Here is a 15770-nt window from a genome sequence, read left to right on the forward strand (position 1 = left end):
CGGGATCAGGGGGAGGCGACCAGCACGGCGATCGGGAATTCGGCAAACAGGGCCGACACCGGAACGGCCGACGTGGCATCGACGGTAGCACCGGCCAGCACCGGGCGATACTGTGCCTGCGGCAGTGTCAGAACCGTGTCACGCCAGTCCAGTTGCGGCCGCAGCGGCGCGTCCGGGCGCAGCGCCTGCGCGGCCGCACTCAGCCGCGGCACCACCACCACCAGCGAGATGCCCTCGTGTTCGCGCGCGAAGCCGAGCACGTGCGGCGCCTGTGCGCCCTGCGCCTGCAGCGGCGTGTAGCTGCCGTGGGCGAACAGCGCCGGATGCGCGCGCCGCAACTGCAGCAACTGCGCGGTCAGCCAGGCCTTGACGTGGCCGCTGTGCCAATCCTGCAGCAGCGCGTCCGCTGCGGTGGCGTCGCCCAGCCAGGCCTGGCGCAGCGCGTAGTCCACCGGGCGGCGGTTGTCCGGATCCACCAGCGACAGATCCCAGCCTTCGCTGCCCTGGTACAGGTCGGGCACGCCAGGCAGGGTCAGGCGCAGGGCGGTCTGCACCAGGCTGTTGAGCGCGCCGGCCGGGGCCAGCGCCGCGGCCGCCTGCGCCAGCGCCTCGCGCAGCGCGGCACCGGCCGGCTGCAGCAGTGCGGTGTCGAGCAGGGCGCGCGCATTGCGCTCGTAGTCCTCGTCCGGCCAGGTCCAGTGGGTGCGCAGCTTGGCTTCGCGCGCGGCCTTGAGCTGCCAGGCGCCGATGCGCTCGGCGTAGTCGTGCAGGCCGTCGGCGTCGTCCACCGCCAGTTCCAGCGGCCACGCCGCCACCAGCATCTGCCACAGCATCAGCAGGTCGCCGGGCAGCGGCGCGGCGCTGCCGGCCGGCAGCAGGTCGGCCGACAGCGCCTGGAACCGCGCCACCTGCGCCTCCCACCACGGCGCCTGCGCGCTGAGGACGGCCAGGCGCATGCGCACGTCTTCGCCGCGCTTGTGGTCGTGGGTGGCGGTGGCCAGCAGTGCGCGCGGATAGCGTTGCGCGCGCACGGCGTTGGCCGCGTGGAACGCCTCCGTCGTCAGCGCGAACACGTCCGGCTCGCTGCCGACTTCGTTGCGCGAGAGCAGCACGCCGTGGCGGTAGAAGGAGGTGTCCTCCACCGACTTGGCGTTGAGCGGCGCCGACAGTTGCTCCAGGCGCCGACGCACGATCCGGCGCAGCGCCACCTGCGCCTTGCCGGTGCCGCGGCCGTCGCGGCTCCAGCGTTCGATCGCGTCGATCGCCGCGCACACCCGCGGCTCGGCGCCGGCACGCGCGCGCTGCGCGGCCTCGGCCAGGCGCGCCGCGTCGTCGTCGTCCAGGCCGTCGGGTCCGGCATAGGTGCGGTACACCTCGAAGTGCCGCAGCAAGGCCATCAGCCCGCGCGCCAGCATCTGCGGGCTGAACTCGCGGGTCAGCGGATCCAGGTGCGCGGCGGCGCCCAGCGCCTGCACAGTGCGCACGAACTCGGCCTGCAGCGACCCCTGCAGGATCTCGTCGCGCGCGGCGCGCTGCTCCTGGCCGAAGTCGCCGCTGCGCCCGCTCCAGCGCCGCCACAGCGCGGTCAGCGGTGCGGCGCCGGCCGGGTCGTGCAGCACCGCGGCGACCTGATCCATGAAGTCGTAGCCGGTGGTGCCGTCGCAGGGCCAGTCGCCGCGCAGCTGTTCGTGCGGCGCCAGGATCTTTTCCAGGTACAGGGCGATGCCGCCCGGGGCGATGCCGCGGCGGCGGCCGGCGCGATCCAGTTGCGTGCGCAGCCGCTGCACGTAGCTGGTGGGGTCGGCCAGGCCATCGACATGGTCGACCCGCACGCCATCCAGATGGCCCTCGGCGACCAGCCGCAGCGGCAACTCGTGGACCGCGGCGAACACGTCGTTCTGCTCCACGCGCAGCGCCGCCAGCGAGGTGATGTCGAAGAAGCGGCGGTAGTTGAGCATGTCGTTCCCGACCCGCCACCAGGCCAGGCGATAGCACTGGCGTTCGATCAGCCGGTGCAGGGCGTCGTCGCCCAGCCGTGCGGCGTCGTTGAGCCGCGCCGCCCACGCCGGGCGCGCGCTGGCCGGTTCCTGGGCGATGGCGCCGTCCAGGCGGATCGGGAAGCGCTGGTCGTGATGCAGCAGGACGACGCTGCCGTCCTCGGCCACCTGCAGTTGCAGCGCGCCTTCGCTCAGCGCCTGCGCATACGGCCGGTCCAGCACCGGCAGCCACAGCTTGCCGTCGCGCCCGGGCGCGCGCCAGTCGATATCGAACCAGCCGGCATGGCGGCTGCGCCGTCCGTGCGTGAGCACGTCCCACCACCACGGATTGCTCGGGTGGGTGGCCATGTGGTTGGGCACGATGTCCAGGATCAGGCCCATGCCGTGGCTGCGCGCATGCTCGGACAGGTGCAGCAGCGCCGGCTCGCCGCCGAGTTCGGGATTGACCTGGCGCGGGTCGGTGACGTCGTAGCCGTGGGTGGAACCGGGCACCGCAGTGCCGATCGGCGACAGGTACAGATGGCTGATCCCCAGCCCGGCGTAGTACGGCACCTGCGCGGCGGCATCGAGCAGGGTGAAACCGGCATGCAGTTGCAGGCGGGCGGTGGCCCGCAGGGGAATCATGCGCATGCGTCGGCTCCTTGCGCGGCGGTGGCGGTGGATTGGCGGGTCTGCGCGAACGCGTCCAGGCGCGTGGCGAGGGTGGCGGCGGTCGCGGCGGCGTCGGGCGCGGGCAGGCGCCGGCGCCAGTTCGGATGGCCGTCGACGGTCCCCGGCAGGTTGGGTTGCTGGTCCAGGCCCAGCGCGTCCTCGGCCGGCAGCAGCGCCAGCGGCGAGGGCGTGGCGGCGACGAAGCGCAGCGCGCCCAGTTCCGGATCGGCGGCCTCCGCGGGCGGCAGCGCCGCGGCGACCGCCTGGTCCATGCGCGCGACATCGTCGGTGCGTGCCTGATGGTCGGCATGTTGCTGCGCGGCGTCGCTCAGCTGCAGGCGCCGGCGCCAGTCGATGTCCTCGCCGCGGCGCCAGCCGCGCAGGGTCGGCAGGTCGTGGGTGGTGGTGGTGGCGAGCGCGTCGGGGCGCCACTGCGCCGGCGGCAGGAACGCGCCTTCGCGGTCGCGGGTGAACAGCAGCACGTCGATGCCCATCACCCCGCGGCGCGACAGCTCTGCACGGATGCCGTCCGGCACCACGCCCAGGTCCTCGCCGATCACGATGGCGCGGTGCCGCCAGGATTCCAGCGCCAGCAGGCGCAGCAGGTCGTGCAGCGGATAGCGCAGGTACACACCGGTGGAGGAGGGCGCGCCGCGCGGGATCACCCACAGCCGCAGCAGGCCGAGGATGTGGTCGATGCGCACGCCGCCGTGATCACGCATCACCGCGCGCAGCAACTCGATGAACGGCGCAAAGCCGCTGGCGCGCAGCGCGGTCGGCGCATAGCCGCAGATGCCCCAGGCCTGGCCATCGCCGTTGAACGCGTCCGGCGGCGCGCCCAGTTCCAACCCCTGCAGCACCGCCTGCGGCCAGGCCGCGGCCTCGGCGCCGTGCGCGTCGAAGCCCACCGCCAGGTCGGCGATCAGGCCGAGGCCCATACCGTCGGCGCGCGCCTGTCGCTGCACGTCGGCCCAGCTGCGCGCAGCCAGCCACTGCGCGAACCGATGCAGCCCCGGATCGGCATCGCCGAAGTCCTGTGCGGCGAACGCAGCATGCGCGTGCAGGGCGCTGCCGCCGTCGCGTTCGAACGCGGCCAGGTCGGCGTGCAGCGCCGCGTCGGCCTGGCCGAAATCGGCGTGCAACTGCCGCAGCCACTGCCACTTCAACGCAGCCGAGGCCGGCCAGTCGATCAGCGGACGCGTCTGCGCCTCGGCGAAGGCCGGCGCCAGCCCGGCCGCGTCCAGCGCGCGCTGCGCGGCCGCGGCGCCGAGCACGCGCGCCGGCGCGGCCTGCAGCGGATCGAGGAAGCGCCGGTCGCTGGGCGAATACGGGCTGTAATGCGTGCCGACCGGACGCGCCGCATGCACCGGGCTCAGCGCGATGGCATCGCCGCCGGCCGCGGCGATGCGCGTGGCCCAGGCGGCGGTGCCGTCGGCGTCGCCGATGCCGGCGTCGTAGGCGCCCGGCGCCGAATACACCTGCAGCGACAGGCCCCAGCGCCGCGGCTGTGCCGCGCCGATCGCGTCGGCGACGCCGTAGCAGCGCGCTGGCGCCACCGCCAGGGTGGTGCGGCGGTCGCCGTGCTGCAGGGTCCAGTAGCCGGCGGCATCGGGCGCGACGAGGCGGCCCTGCGCGTCGCAGTGGCCGTGCAGTACCTGGCCGTCTTCGCTGTCGAGCCGGTACGCCGTGCCGGGCGCGGCCCCGACCTCGACCGGCGCGCCGGCGTCGGCGGTCAGCAGCGGCGGCAATGCGGCATCGGCCTGCAGCCGGCGCAGGCTGTCGCGGCAGGCCGCGGCGTCGTGCGCGGCCAGGCCCAGCGCGCCGAGCACGTGGCGCAGGGTGTCGTCGCCGACCGTGCGCGGCGTGTCGCTGGCATCGATCCAGTCGACCAGCAGGCCGGCGGCGTCCGCCAGGGTGTGCAGGGAAGTGTCGGTCATGGGCAGGGCGAACCAGGCAGCAAGGCGAAAGGAGGATCCGCCGCGGTCCCGCCCGCACGCACTAACGGCGCGTGCGCGGCGGTGCGCAGCGAACGAGGCGGCCAGCGTGCCGGGGACGCTGTCGCGATGGTGTCGCGACAGCGGGCGCTCATGTGGCGTTGCCGGGTCGGTAGCGCGCGATGAAGGCGTCGGGCGGCAACTGCGCGGCGTCGTCGCCGGCGTTCTCCGCATGCACGGTGCTGCCGGGCAGGCCCAGCGCCACCGGCGCGTCGCCGAAGTTGGCGGCCACGTGCCATTCGCCGTCGCCCAGGCGCCAGCCCGCGGCGATCGCCTTCGGTCCGATCACCCGCGCCCCCAGCGCACTGGCCTGGCTGAGCGCCGGCACCAGGTGCTGGCGGCGCAGCGCCATCAACGCCGCGAACCAGTCGCGCCAGCGCGCACCGTCGCCGTGGGTGGCGTCGCTGATGTCGGCGATGGACGCCTGGAAGGTACTCGATGCGTTGGGATCGGGGATGGTGGCGCGCTGCTCCGGATCGGCGAAGGCGGCGAAGTGCGCGAACTCGCGGCGCCGGCCCTCGCGCACCGCCTCGTCCAGCGGCGGCGCGAAATCGGTGAAGAACTGGAACGGGGTGCGGCTGCCCCACGGCTCGCCCATGAAGAACAGCGGGATCATCGGGGTCAGCGCGGTCAGCGCCAGCGCCGCGCGCAGCGCCGGTTCGCTCACCTGGGTGATCAGCCGGTCGCCGCGCGCGCGGTTGCCGATCTGGTCGTGGTTCTGCGCGAAGATCACGAACTTGTGCGGCGGCAGGTGGCCGCTGGGTTCGCCGCGCGCGTGGCCGCGGTGGTCGGCCTGGCCCTGGAACGCGAAACCTTCGCCGAGCACCCGCGCCAGGTGCTGCGCCGGCGCGTCGGCGAAGCCGGCGTAGTAGCCCTCGTGTTCGCCGGTCAGCAGCACATGCAGGCTGTTGTGGAAGTCGTCGTCCCACTGCGCGCTGTAGCCGCGTTCCAGCACGTCGGCCTGATTGGCCTCGTTCTCCAGCACCAGATGCACGTGGCGCCCGTCGGCGACGCTGGCCATGATCGCCTCGCGCAGGGTGTCGAGGAAGGCGTTGGGCACGATCGCGTGCACCGCATCCAGGCGCAGGCCGTCGAAGCGGTACTCGTGCAGCCACATCAGCGCGTTGTCGATGAAGTAGCGCTGCACCGGCGGCAGGCGGAAGTCGATCGCCGCGCCCCAGGGCGTGGGCGCGTCCTCGCGGAAGAAGGTCGAGGCGTATTGGCCCAGGTAATTGCCGTCCGGGCCGAAGTGGTTGTAGACCACGTCCAGGAACACGCTCAGGCCAAGCCCGTGGGCCTCGTCGATCAGGGCCTTGAGTTCGTCGGGATGGCCGTAGGCCGAGGCCGGCGCGTACGGCAGCACGCCGTCGTAGCCCCAGTTGTGGCGGCCGGGGAACTCGGCCAGCGGCATCAGTTCGATCGCGGTGACGCCGAGCGCGGCCAGCGTCGGCAACTGCGCGCGCAGCCCGGCGTAGCCACCGCAGGTGCCCACGTGCAGTTCGTAGAACACGGTCTCGGCCCAGGGCCGGCCGCGCCAGTCGCCGTGGCGCCAGGCATGGCCGTCGGTGGCCAGCACCGCGCTGGGGCCATGGACCCCGTCGGGCTGCCAGCGCGAGGCCGGATCCGGCACCGGCGTGCCGCCGTCGATGGCGTAGCGGTAGCGGGTACCGGGTGCGCACGGGAGGGTGGCGGTGAAGTAACCGTCGCCGATCGCCTGCAGCGGCTGCCGCCGATCGTCGCCGAACACCAGCTCCGCGCGCTCGGCGTCCGGCGCCCACAGCGCGAAGGCGACCTCGCCGTTGGCGCCCGGCCAGGCGCCGGGGCGCAGCGCCGCGCGTGGTGCGGCGGAGGAATCGGTCGAGACAGCGGTCGTGGCCATGGTCAAAGGTCCGGTTGCAGCCAAAGGGTGGACAGCGGCGGCAGGGTCAGCGCCAACGCCTGCGCATGCCCGTGCATCGGCTGCGGCAGGGTCGACAGCACGCCGCCGTTGCCCTGGTTGGAGCCGCCGTAGTGGCCGCTGTCGCTGTTGAGAAGCTCCCGCCAGCGTCCGCTACGCGGCACCCCCACGCGGTAGTCGTGGTGGACGTTCGGCGTGAAGTTGCTGACCGCCAGCAACGGCGGCGCGTCGCCGTCGCGGTCGTGGCGGACGAAAGCGAACACGCTGTTGCGGTGGTCGTCAGCGATGCTCCATTCGAAGCCGTCGCTGCTGCGGTCGCTGCGGTACAGCGCGGGCAATGCGCGCAACTGCCGGTTGAGGTCGGCGACCAGCCGCGCCACGCCGCGGTGCTCGGGCTGTTGCGACTGCGCCCAGTCCAGCGGCCGGTCGTGGTCCCAGTCCTGCCATTGCCCGAACTCGCAGCCCATAAACAGCAACTTGCGCCCGGGATGCGCCCACATGAAGGCCAGGTAGGCGCGCAGGTTGGCGAAGCGCTGCCAGGCGTCGCCGGGCATGCGCGCCAGCAGCGAACCCTTGCCGCGCGCCACCTCGTCGTGCGACAGCGGCAGCACGAAATGCTCGGAGAACGCGTACACCAGGCCGAAGGTCATCTCGCTGTGGTGGTGCTGCCGGTGCAGCGGATCGCGCTGCAGGTAGCGCAGGGTGTCGTGCGCCCAGCCCATGTTCCACTTGTGGCTGAAGCCCAGCCCGCCCTGCCGGGTGGGCGCGGTGGCGCCCGGCCAGGCGGTGGATTCCTCGGCGATGGTGCGCACGCCGGGGAAGCGCTGCGCGATCTCGTCGTTGAGCCGGCGCAGGAAGGCGATCGCCTCCAGGTTCTCGCGGCCGCCGTGTGCGTTGGGGATCCATTCGCCGGCGTTGCGGCCGTAGTCGCGGTACAGCATCGCCGCCACCGCATCCACGCGCAGGCCGTCGACGTGGAAGCGCGCGATCCACTCCAGCGCGCTGCCGATCAGGTAGGCCACCACTTCCGGGCGACCGTAGTTGTAGACCAGCGTGTTCCACTCGCGGTGCACGCCTTCGCGCGGGTCGGCATGTTCGTACAGGGCGCTGCCGTCGAAGCGGTGCAGGCCGTGCGCATCGTCGGGGAAGTGCGCGCCGACCCAGTCCAGCAGCACGCCGATGCCGGCCTGGTGGCAGGCATCGACGAAACGCGCGAAGCCCTCGGCGTCGCCATGGCGCGCGGTGGGCGCGTACAGGCTCAGCGGCTGGTAGCCCCAGGAGCCGCCGAACGGATACTCGGCGATCGGCAGCAGTTCGATGTGGGTGAAGCCGAGCCCGCGCACGTAGGGAATCAGTTCCGCGGCCAGCGCGTCCCAGTGCAGCGGCTGGCCGTCGCGGTCGTGGCGCCAGGAGCCGGCGTGCAGTTCGTAGATGCTCAGCGGCTGCGCGCTGCCGGCCTGGGCCTCGCGTTGCGCCAGCCAGGCCGCATCGCCCCAGACGTGGCTGTCGGCGTACGGCACCACCGAGGCGGTGGACGGCGCCAGCGCGCTGCTGCGCGCCACCGGGTCGGCCTTGCGCGGCAGCACGCTGCCGTCGGCGGCCTGCAGTTCGTATTGATAGTGTTCGCCGCCGTGCAGCCCGGGTACGAACAGTTCCCAGACCCCGGCCTGCGGATGCAGGCGCAGCGGATGCCGGCGCGCGTCCCAGCCGTTGAAGTCGCCGACCAGTGCGACCCGTCTGGCCTGCGGCGCCCACACCGCGAAGCGCACGCCCTCGACCTCGCCGACGCGGGCATGATGGGCGCCGAGTGCGGTACGCAGCGCGGCGCCGTCGCCGGCGGCCAGGTCCTGCAGCCAGGCCGGATCGAGCAGCGGCCCGAAGGCATAGGGGTCGTCGCACTCCTGCACCGCGTCCGGCCACACGATGCGCAGCCGGTAGGGCATCGGCTGCTTCAGTTCGCCCTCGAACAGGCCGTCGGCCTGCGGGTGGGCACGCATGCGCGCGATCAGCTTGCCCTGCGCATCGAGCAGGCCCAGCGCCTCGGCGCCGTGCGCCAGCACGCGCACCCGGACCGTGCCGTCGGCCTGTGGATGCGGCCCCAGCCAGGCAAAGGCATCGCCCGCCTCGCCGCGGGCCAGCGCCTGCAGCGCAAGGCCGTCGCCGTCGTCGTCTGTTTCCGACACCGGGTCCCGGCCAGTGGCCGGGTCCACGGCGTGTTCCCGATCGCTCATGCGCTCGCCAATGCGCTCGCGCTGGCCGCGGCGGTGGTCGTCTGCAGCGGCACCCCGCCGGTTGCCGGCCGCGCGCCGGCGGTGCGCTCGTACAAGGCCATGTACTTGCGCCCGGCCAGTTCCCAGCCGCTGGGCCGCAGCATCGCCGCGCGGCGCATCGCCTGCAGCAGGCCCGGCAGGCGGAAGGTGCGGAACACCCGCTGCAGGCAGCGGCGCAGGCCGTCGGCCGAGGCTTCCTCGAACAGGAAGCCGGTGACGCCGTCGTCCACGGTGTCGATCAGGCCGCCGGTGGCGTGGGCGATCGGCAGGCTGCCGAAGCGCTGCGCGTACATCTGGCTGAGCCCGCACGGCTCGAAGCGCGAGGGCATCAGCAGGAAGTCGGAGCCGGCGAACATGCGCCGCGCCAGCCGCTCCTCGAAGCCGATGTGCGCGCCGACGTGGCCGGGGTAGCGCCGTGCCAGCGCCGCCACCGCCTGCTCGATCTGCGGCTCGCCGCCGCCGATGATCACGATCTGGCCGCCGGCGGCGACGATCTGCGGCGCCACCTCGCAGATCAGGTCCAGGCCCTTCTGGTGCACCAGCCGCGAGACCACGGCGAACAGCGGGCCGTCGCTGTCGAGCAAGCCGAACGCCTGGCGCACCTGCGCCGCGTTCTCGCGTTTGCCCTGGATCTGGCCGACACCGAAGTGGGCCGGCAGGTGCGCGTCGGTGCGCGGGTCCCAGCTGGCGTCGATGCCGTTGACGATGCCGCTCAGGCGGCCGCTGGCGGCGCGCCGCGCCAGCAGCGCGTCCAGGCCGCAGCCCTGCGCCGGGCCGGTGATCTGCGCGGCATAGCTGACGCTGACCGTGTTGACGTGGTCGGCGTGGACGATGCCCGCGCGCAGGAACGACATCTGCCCGTAGAACTCCAGGTCCTGCAGGCCCTCGGCGGGGATGCCCAGGGCACCGGCCATGGCGTACGGGAACAGGCCCTGGTAGGCCAGGTTGTGGATGGTCAGCAGGCACGGCGTGCGGCCGCCGGACCAGCGCACGTAGGCGGCGGCCAGCGCGCACGGCCAGTCGTTGAGGTGCAGCAGCTCCGGCGTCCAGTCCAGCCCGGCCTGGCCGCCGGCGATCTGCGCGGCGGCGTGGGACAGGGTGGCGAAGCGCAGCGCGTTGTCTTCCCAGTCGCGGCCTTCGCTGGACACGTAGGGCGAACCCTGGCGCTCGAACAGTTGCGGGCACAGCAGCACGTAGACGCACAGGCCGTCCGGGCGCTCGGCCCGGCCCAGCGCGCAATCCGGCAGTCCCGCGTGCGCGGCGATGCGACCGACGATCTCCAGCGGGCCGGTGGTGCGCAGGACCGCCGGATACCCGGGAATCAGCACGCGGATATCGCAGCTGCCGCGCAGCGCGCGCGGCAGGGCCGCGGCGACGTCGCCCAGGCCGCCGGCCTTCACGAAGTCCGCCATTTCGGAGGTCACGAACAGGCTGGTACGGCGCGGCGCCGGGTTCAGCTTGACGGTCACCTCGGCATGGCGGACGAAGCGGCCGCGCGCATCGCGGTAGCGGCGGCGCGGCGCGTGCAGCACCGGATGGGTATCGCGTTGTCTATCGGTCAGGTCGGCGGGAGTGGGGGGCGACATGGCGGTTCCGTCTGGGAAGGGGGAGGACGGGGCACACGGAAAGCGACTGCCGCCGCGCGTCCTGGCGGGCGCGCGACGTGAAGCAAGCAAAGAGGTACAGCAGCGTCGAAACGGGACAGCGATGTTGCAATGCGATAATGCAGGAGCAAAGTACGAATGACGCGATAAAAGAGGCGTGAAGCGCGCGCTTGTCTACAGCGAAATGCCGCGCGCGGCGCATAGTCGACTGCGCCGAACGCCAGATGCCGCAAGCATTGGATCGCGTCATCGGCGCCTATGAATCGTTTAGCTTCCAGTGATGCCTGCGTGCCGCGCTTCGGTGCGGCCGGGGTGACCTCCGTTGTGCGAGCTTCATGCGATCTATGGTGCAGTGTGCTCATGACAGTCCTGAAACCGCAGATGCGCCGCGAGCTGGACGGCTTCGTCCTCGACGGGTTGCTGCGTCCGCGCGCCGACGGCGTGCTCGAGCCGCAGATCCGGATCACCGGTGACGATGGGGTGGTGCGTGGCCGGCACGCGTTCGACGGGGTGTACTTCCGCGATGCGCACGCCGGCGCCTACTTCGTCTCCGAGCGACTGGCGGCGATCCGTTCGGCACGGTACGGAAAGCTGGTCTTCGCCTGATCCGCGCGCCATCTTCGCGCCGCGTGCGATCGCCGCGGCGACGCACATTGGCGCGCTGCGCTCAGTGTTCGGTCTGCAGCCGGTCCAACGCCGCCAGCAAGTCGGTGCGGCGATACGGCTTGGGCAGGAAGCCGGTCCGCGGCGGCAGCGTCCCGGGATCGGGCGTATGCATGCCGGAGGTCAGCAGGGCGGGGATGGCGATGCCGCGGCGGCGCAACTGGCGCACCATGCTCAGGCCGTCGCAGCGGGGCATCTGCACGTCGCTGAAGATCAGCGCCACGTCGGGATGCCGTGCCAGCACGTCCAGCGCGTCCTGCGCGGTCGCCGCCGACAGGACCCGGTAGCCGTCGGCGGCGAGCATGGCGGCGGCCAACTCCCGGATCGTCTGGTCGTCCTCCACCAGAAGAATGGTGGTGGAGGCGGAGGTGACGCGCATAATCCTGTTATCGCTTTATAAACAATCCACGTCAGCTTCACGATTACCCGGTGAAGCGCTGGTGACGCCCGGGCAATCCCGATATTCTCGTCCTTATTCACTGCGAGACGCGGCTTGACCACTCACGCGCACTATCGGCAGATCGTCGAGCTCTCGCACGACTGCATCAAGGAAGTCGGGCGCGACGGCATCGTGCGCTCGATCAATCCGCATGGCCTGGTGTTGCTGGGCGTCTCCGACCCCGCCGATATCGTCGGCCACCCCTGGGCCGAACTGTGGCCCGAGGACATGCGCTCGCTGACCCAGGGCGCCTTCGCCGCGGCGCTGGGCAACGAACAGCGTGAATTCTGGGCCGAGCGCCCGTCGCTGGATGGACGGCGGCGCTGGTGGCACGTGATGGTCAGTCCGCTGGCCAACGCTTCGGCGCGGGTCGAGAGCGTGCTGGTGATCAGCCGCGACGTGACCCAGCAGTACCAGATCGAACAGGCCCTGCGCGCGCTGGGCGATCTGGCGCCGGTCGATGCCGAGGAGGTGCCGCTGGAACCGGCCGATGCCGCCGCGCTGGGTCGCCACTGGCAGGCCGAGCAGTCGCAGTTGCGCGGGCAACTGGACATCGCCCTGGCCGCGCAGCGCGTGGCCGAGCGCGCCATGACCCAGGCGCAGAAGGGCGAGGCGGTCGGGCAGATGCTGGCCGGCGTGGTGCACGACTTCAACAACATGCTGCATACCGCGATGACCTCGGTGAGCATGGTGGCCGACCACCCGCAGCGCCTGCAGCCGGACCAGCGCCGCCTGCTCGGCATCGCCAGCGAAGCGCTGCAGCATGGCGCGGGCATGACCCGGCGCTTGCTCGGTTTCGCCCGCGCGCACCCGGTCAAGCCGGCCTGGCTGGACCTGTATGCGCTGGTGACGCAGATGCAGCCGCTGCTGGCGCAGGCGCTGGGGGGGGAGATGCGCCTGCAATTGCTCGCATGCACCGAGGTGGCGACGACCTATGCCGACCGCAATGCGGTCGAGCAGGCGGTCATGAACCTGGCCCTGAACGCGCGCGACGCCAGCCGCCCCGGCGACGTGGTGACGATCCGCTGCGGCGCGCTGGAGGTGCCGCCCTCGCGCGCAGCGGCGATGCGCCAGCCCGGCCGCTACGTGACCCTGGCGGTCGGCGACCAGGGCGAAGGCATGTCCGAGGAGGTCAAGTCGCGCCTGTTCGAGGCGTACTTCACCACCAAGCCCGAGGGCAAGGGCACCGGCCTGGGGTTGGCGCAGGTCTACGGCCTGGTGCGCCAGGCGGGCGGTTTCGTCGACGTCGAGTCGGAACTGGGCCGCGGCACCACCATCACCCTGGCGTTTCCGTTCGTGGCGCAGCCGCCCGGCGACGAGGGCGAGGACCAGGGCGCGCCAGAGGCGCCGCCGCCGACCGCCGGCTAACCCCATCACCCTGCGGTGCCCGCCGGAAGGCGGTCGCTGATGCGCACCGCGAAGGCCTCGCGCAGCACCTGCAACGCCCGCTGCTGGCGCCCGGCATCCAGCGCCGCGCAACACGAGGGCGGCACCTGCACCTGGAAATCGCGCATGCGCGCATCGATCGCGGTGGCCAGCACGCAGGCGTCGGTGGCGATGCCGGTGACCAGCAGGCGCGTGGTCTGCAGTCGCGCCAGCAGCAAGGCCAGGGCCGAGCCGAGAAAGGCGGAGTGCTTGGGCTTGAGCACGTAGTAGTCCTGCGGCTGCGGTGCCAGGCAGGCGGCGATGCGGGCGCCGCGTTGCTTCGGATCGGCGCACAGTGTCCACAGGCCCTCGAAATCGGTCCGCCAGTCGGCGAAGTTGTCGTTGGCGAACAGCACCGGCCAGCCGTGGCGATGGAAGCGTTCCCGGACCTGGGCGATGCGCTCGGCCACCGGCAGCGCCGCAGCGGCCAGGCGTGCGCCGTCGGGGAAGTCGAAGCGGCTGATCATGTCCACGATCAGCAGCGCCGGCGCTCCGGGCGGCGCCGCTGCCTGTGCGTGCCGATCCTGTCGTCGCTGGGTGCCTGTGCGTCGCCGGGCGGGCTGGCGCATGCGTCGATCCTCCATTGCCGGGCTGGCTTCATGGTCGGCGCGGCAGGTGAAACGCGGGTGAGCGCGGATGAAGGCGGCATCGCTGAACGGATCGGCCGGCGCCACCGCGGCGGCGCCCATGGTCGCCTTCGCGAAAGCTTACTATTTAAGGTTTACATTGACGGGCGTCTTTGTCCGTCGACAGGAGAGCACGTGGTATCAACTGGCGTACATAACCAGGCGCGCGTGGTCGCGACGGCATCCGCCGTGCCGGCCGTCCGCGGCACTTCCCGATGGCGCTGCGGCGCCGGACGCGATCGGCGGATCGCATGAGCGCGGTCGCCCCCACACCGGCCGTGCACGTCGATGCGCCCCTGGATGCCGGCCAGGCGGTTCTGCCGCCCGAAGCGCCGCTGGACATGCCGCTGCAGTCGCTGCAGGAAGGCAAGCTACGCAACAAGCGCCTGCCCAGCACCCCGACGGGGATCGGCTGGCGGCGTTTCTATGTGTTCGGCACCACCGCGGCGATGACCGCCTACGCCAGTTGGCTGATCGCCAAGGTCCTGCTGATCGGCGGCGTGAGCGTGCTCGAAGCCTGCCTGATGGTGCTGTTCATCCCGTTGTTCGCCTGGATCGCGCTGTCCTTCGTCAGTGCGCTGGCCGGTTTCTTCACCCTGGTGTTCGGCAAGGGCCGCAAGCTCGGCATCGATCCGGACGCGCCGCTGCCGCAGGTGCGCAATCGCACCGCGTTGCTGATGCCTACCTACAACGAGGATCCGCACCGGCTGATGGCCGGCCTGCAGGCGATCTACGAGTCGGTGGAGGCCACCGGCCAGATCGAGCGCTTCGACTTCTTCATCCTCAGCGACACCACGCGCCCGGCGATCGGCGCGGAGGAAGAAAAGGTGTACGCCGAACTGGTGGAGCGCGTCGGCGGCCATGGCCGCTTGTTCTACCGGCGCCGCGCCAGCAATGCCGGGCGCAAGGCCGGCAACATCGCCGACTGGGTGCGCCGCTTCGGCGGCGCCTACCCGCAGATGCTGATCCTGGACGCCGACAGCCTGATGACCGGCGACAGCATCGTGCGCCTGGCCGCCGGCATGGAGGCCAACCCCGATGTCGGCCTGATCCAGACCCTGCCGGAAGTGGTCAACGGCAATACCCTGTTCGCGCGCATGCAGCAGTTCGGCGGCCGCGTCTACGGCCCGGTGATCGCCTTCGGCGTGGCCTGGTGGCACGGGTCGGAAAGCAACTACTGGGGCCACAACGCGATGATCCGCACCGAGGCCTTCGCCGCGCAGGCCGGCCTGCCGTCGCTGCCCGGGCGCAAGCCATTCTGCGGCCACGTGCTCAGCCACGATTTCGTCGAGGCGGCGCTGATGCGCCGCGGCGGCTGGGCCATGCACATGGTGCCGTACCTGCAGGGCAGCTACGAGGAAGGCCCGCCGACCCTGACCGACCTGCTGGTGCGCGACCGCCGCTGGTGCCAGGGCAACCTGCAGCACTCCAAGGTGGTGCGTGCGCGCGGCCTGCACTGGGTCAGCCGCATGCACATGCTGATCGGCATCGGCCATTACTTCACCGCGCCGATGTGGGGCATGCTGATGCTGATCGGCATCGCCATCCCGCTGCAGAACGGCGGTTTCGACCTGGTCGCCTCGGTGATCTCGCCGTTCTCGCCGGCGCGCTACTGGCACCAGCAGGATTCCACGCGGGTGGCCTGGGTGTTCGCGGTGACCATGTTCGTGCTGCTGGCGCCCAAGGTGATGGGCTACTTCGCCATGCTGCTCAAGCCGGGCGAACGCCGTGGCTGCGGTGGCGGGGTGCGCGCCTTCGTCAGCATGCTGCTGGAAACCCTGCTGGCCGCGCTGATGGCGCCGGTGGTGATGTACGTGCAGTCGCGCGGTGTCGCCGAGGTGCTGGCCGGCAAGGATTCCGGCTGGGACGCGCAGCAGCGCGACGACGGCCGCATCGCGTGGTCGGCGCTGTTGCGCAGCTACGGCGGTCTCAGCGCGTTCGGCCTGCTGATGGGAGCCATGGCCTACGCGGTGTCCCCGTCGCTGGCGGCGTGGATGGCGCCGGTGGTGATCGGCATGGCGCTGGCGGTGCCGGTGGTGGCGATCAGTTCCTCGCGCGCCGCCGGCCTGTGGCTGCGCAAGCTGCGCATCCTCGCCATCCCCGAAGAGTCGCAGCCGCCGGCGGTGCTGCTGCGCGCCGCGGAACTGCGCCGCGAAGCCGCCGCACGCCGCGCCGAGGCCGAGGCGCAGGCCCAGGGCTGAGGC

The 15770-nt window shown here is 72.0% G+C and carries 10 protein-coding genes; 3 read left to right on the top strand and 7 right to left on the bottom strand.

Annotated elements, in window-relative coordinates; all coding sequences use genetic code 11:
- Positions 1-5: 5 nt before the first annotated feature.
- From treY to glgA, 5 genes are all read right to left on the bottom strand, one after another.
- A complete protein-coding gene (gene treY, locus PG878_RS03840; RefSeq protein ID WP_209032326.1) occupies positions 6-2621 on the bottom strand; it encodes a malto-oligosyltrehalose synthase in 2616 nt (871 codons plus the stop codon).
- On the bottom strand, positions 2618-4585 hold the full coding sequence (malQ, locus tag PG878_RS03845; protein ID WP_209032104.1) for a 4-alpha-glucanotransferase: 1968 nt from the start codon (positions 4583-4585) through the stop codon (positions 2618-2620). The genes treY and malQ overlap by 4 nt, the downstream gene beginning before the upstream one ends.
- A gap of 148 nt (positions 4586-4733) precedes the next feature.
- Positions 4734-6521 (bottom strand): malto-oligosyltrehalose trehalohydrolase, encoded by a 1788-nt coding sequence (gene treZ, locus PG878_RS03850; protein WP_209032103.1) that lies wholly within the window; start codon positions 6519-6521, stop codon positions 4734-4736.
- A gap of 2 nt (positions 6522-6523) precedes the next feature.
- A complete protein-coding gene (locus PG878_RS03855; RefSeq protein ID WP_209032102.1) occupies positions 6524-8770 on the bottom strand; it encodes a 1,4-alpha-glucan branching enzyme in 2247 nt (748 codons plus the stop codon).
- Complete coding sequence (glgA, locus tag PG878_RS03860) at positions 8767-10395, bottom strand: glycogen synthase GlgA (protein WP_209032101.1); 1629 nt, start codon at positions 10393-10395, stop codon at positions 8767-8769. Before glgA ends, PG878_RS03855 begins: the two co-directional genes overlap by 4 nt.
- Positions 10396-10773: 378 nt before the next feature.
- Here glgA and PG878_RS03865 point away from each other — a divergent pair, with 378 nt between their 5' ends.
- The gene (locus PG878_RS03865; protein WP_244663725.1) at positions 10774-11019 is read left to right on the top strand and encodes a hypothetical protein; all 246 of its coding nucleotides are present in this window, start codon (positions 10774-10776) and stop codon (positions 11017-11019) included.
- Positions 11020-11080: 61 nt separating this feature from the next.
- Here PG878_RS03865 and PG878_RS03870 read toward each other — a convergent pair whose 3' ends face one another.
- On the bottom strand, positions 11081-11455 hold the full coding sequence (locus tag PG878_RS03870) for a response regulator (RefSeq protein ID WP_209032100.1): 375 nt from the start codon (positions 11453-11455) through the stop codon (positions 11081-11083).
- Between the two features lie 114 nt (positions 11456-11569).
- On the opposite strand from PG878_RS03870, the gene PG878_RS03875 reads away from it, so the two are divergent.
- Complete coding sequence (locus PG878_RS03875; protein WP_209032099.1) at positions 11570-12883, top strand: two-component system sensor histidine kinase NtrB; 1314 nt, start codon at positions 11570-11572, stop codon at positions 12881-12883.
- Positions 12884-12888: 5 nt separating this feature from the next.
- Here the strand turns inward: PG878_RS03875 and PG878_RS03880 are convergent, their stop codons facing one another.
- Complete coding sequence (locus tag PG878_RS03880) at positions 12889-13509, bottom strand: cysteine hydrolase family protein (RefSeq protein ID WP_244663724.1); 621 nt, start codon at positions 13507-13509, stop codon at positions 12889-12891.
- 308 nt (positions 13510-13817) lie between these two features.
- Between PG878_RS03880 and mdoH the strand changes: the two genes are divergently transcribed.
- Complete coding sequence (gene mdoH, locus PG878_RS03885) at positions 13818-15767, top strand: glucans biosynthesis glucosyltransferase MdoH (protein ID WP_209032097.1); 1950 nt, start codon at positions 13818-13820, stop codon at positions 15765-15767.
- The last annotated feature ends 3 nt before the right edge of the window (positions 15768-15770 follow it).

The organism is Xanthomonas hawaiiensis (assembly GCF_031834635.1).
GTDB classification, from domain to species: domain Bacteria; phylum Pseudomonadota; class Gammaproteobacteria; order Xanthomonadales; family Xanthomonadaceae; genus Xanthomonas_A; species Xanthomonas_A sacchari.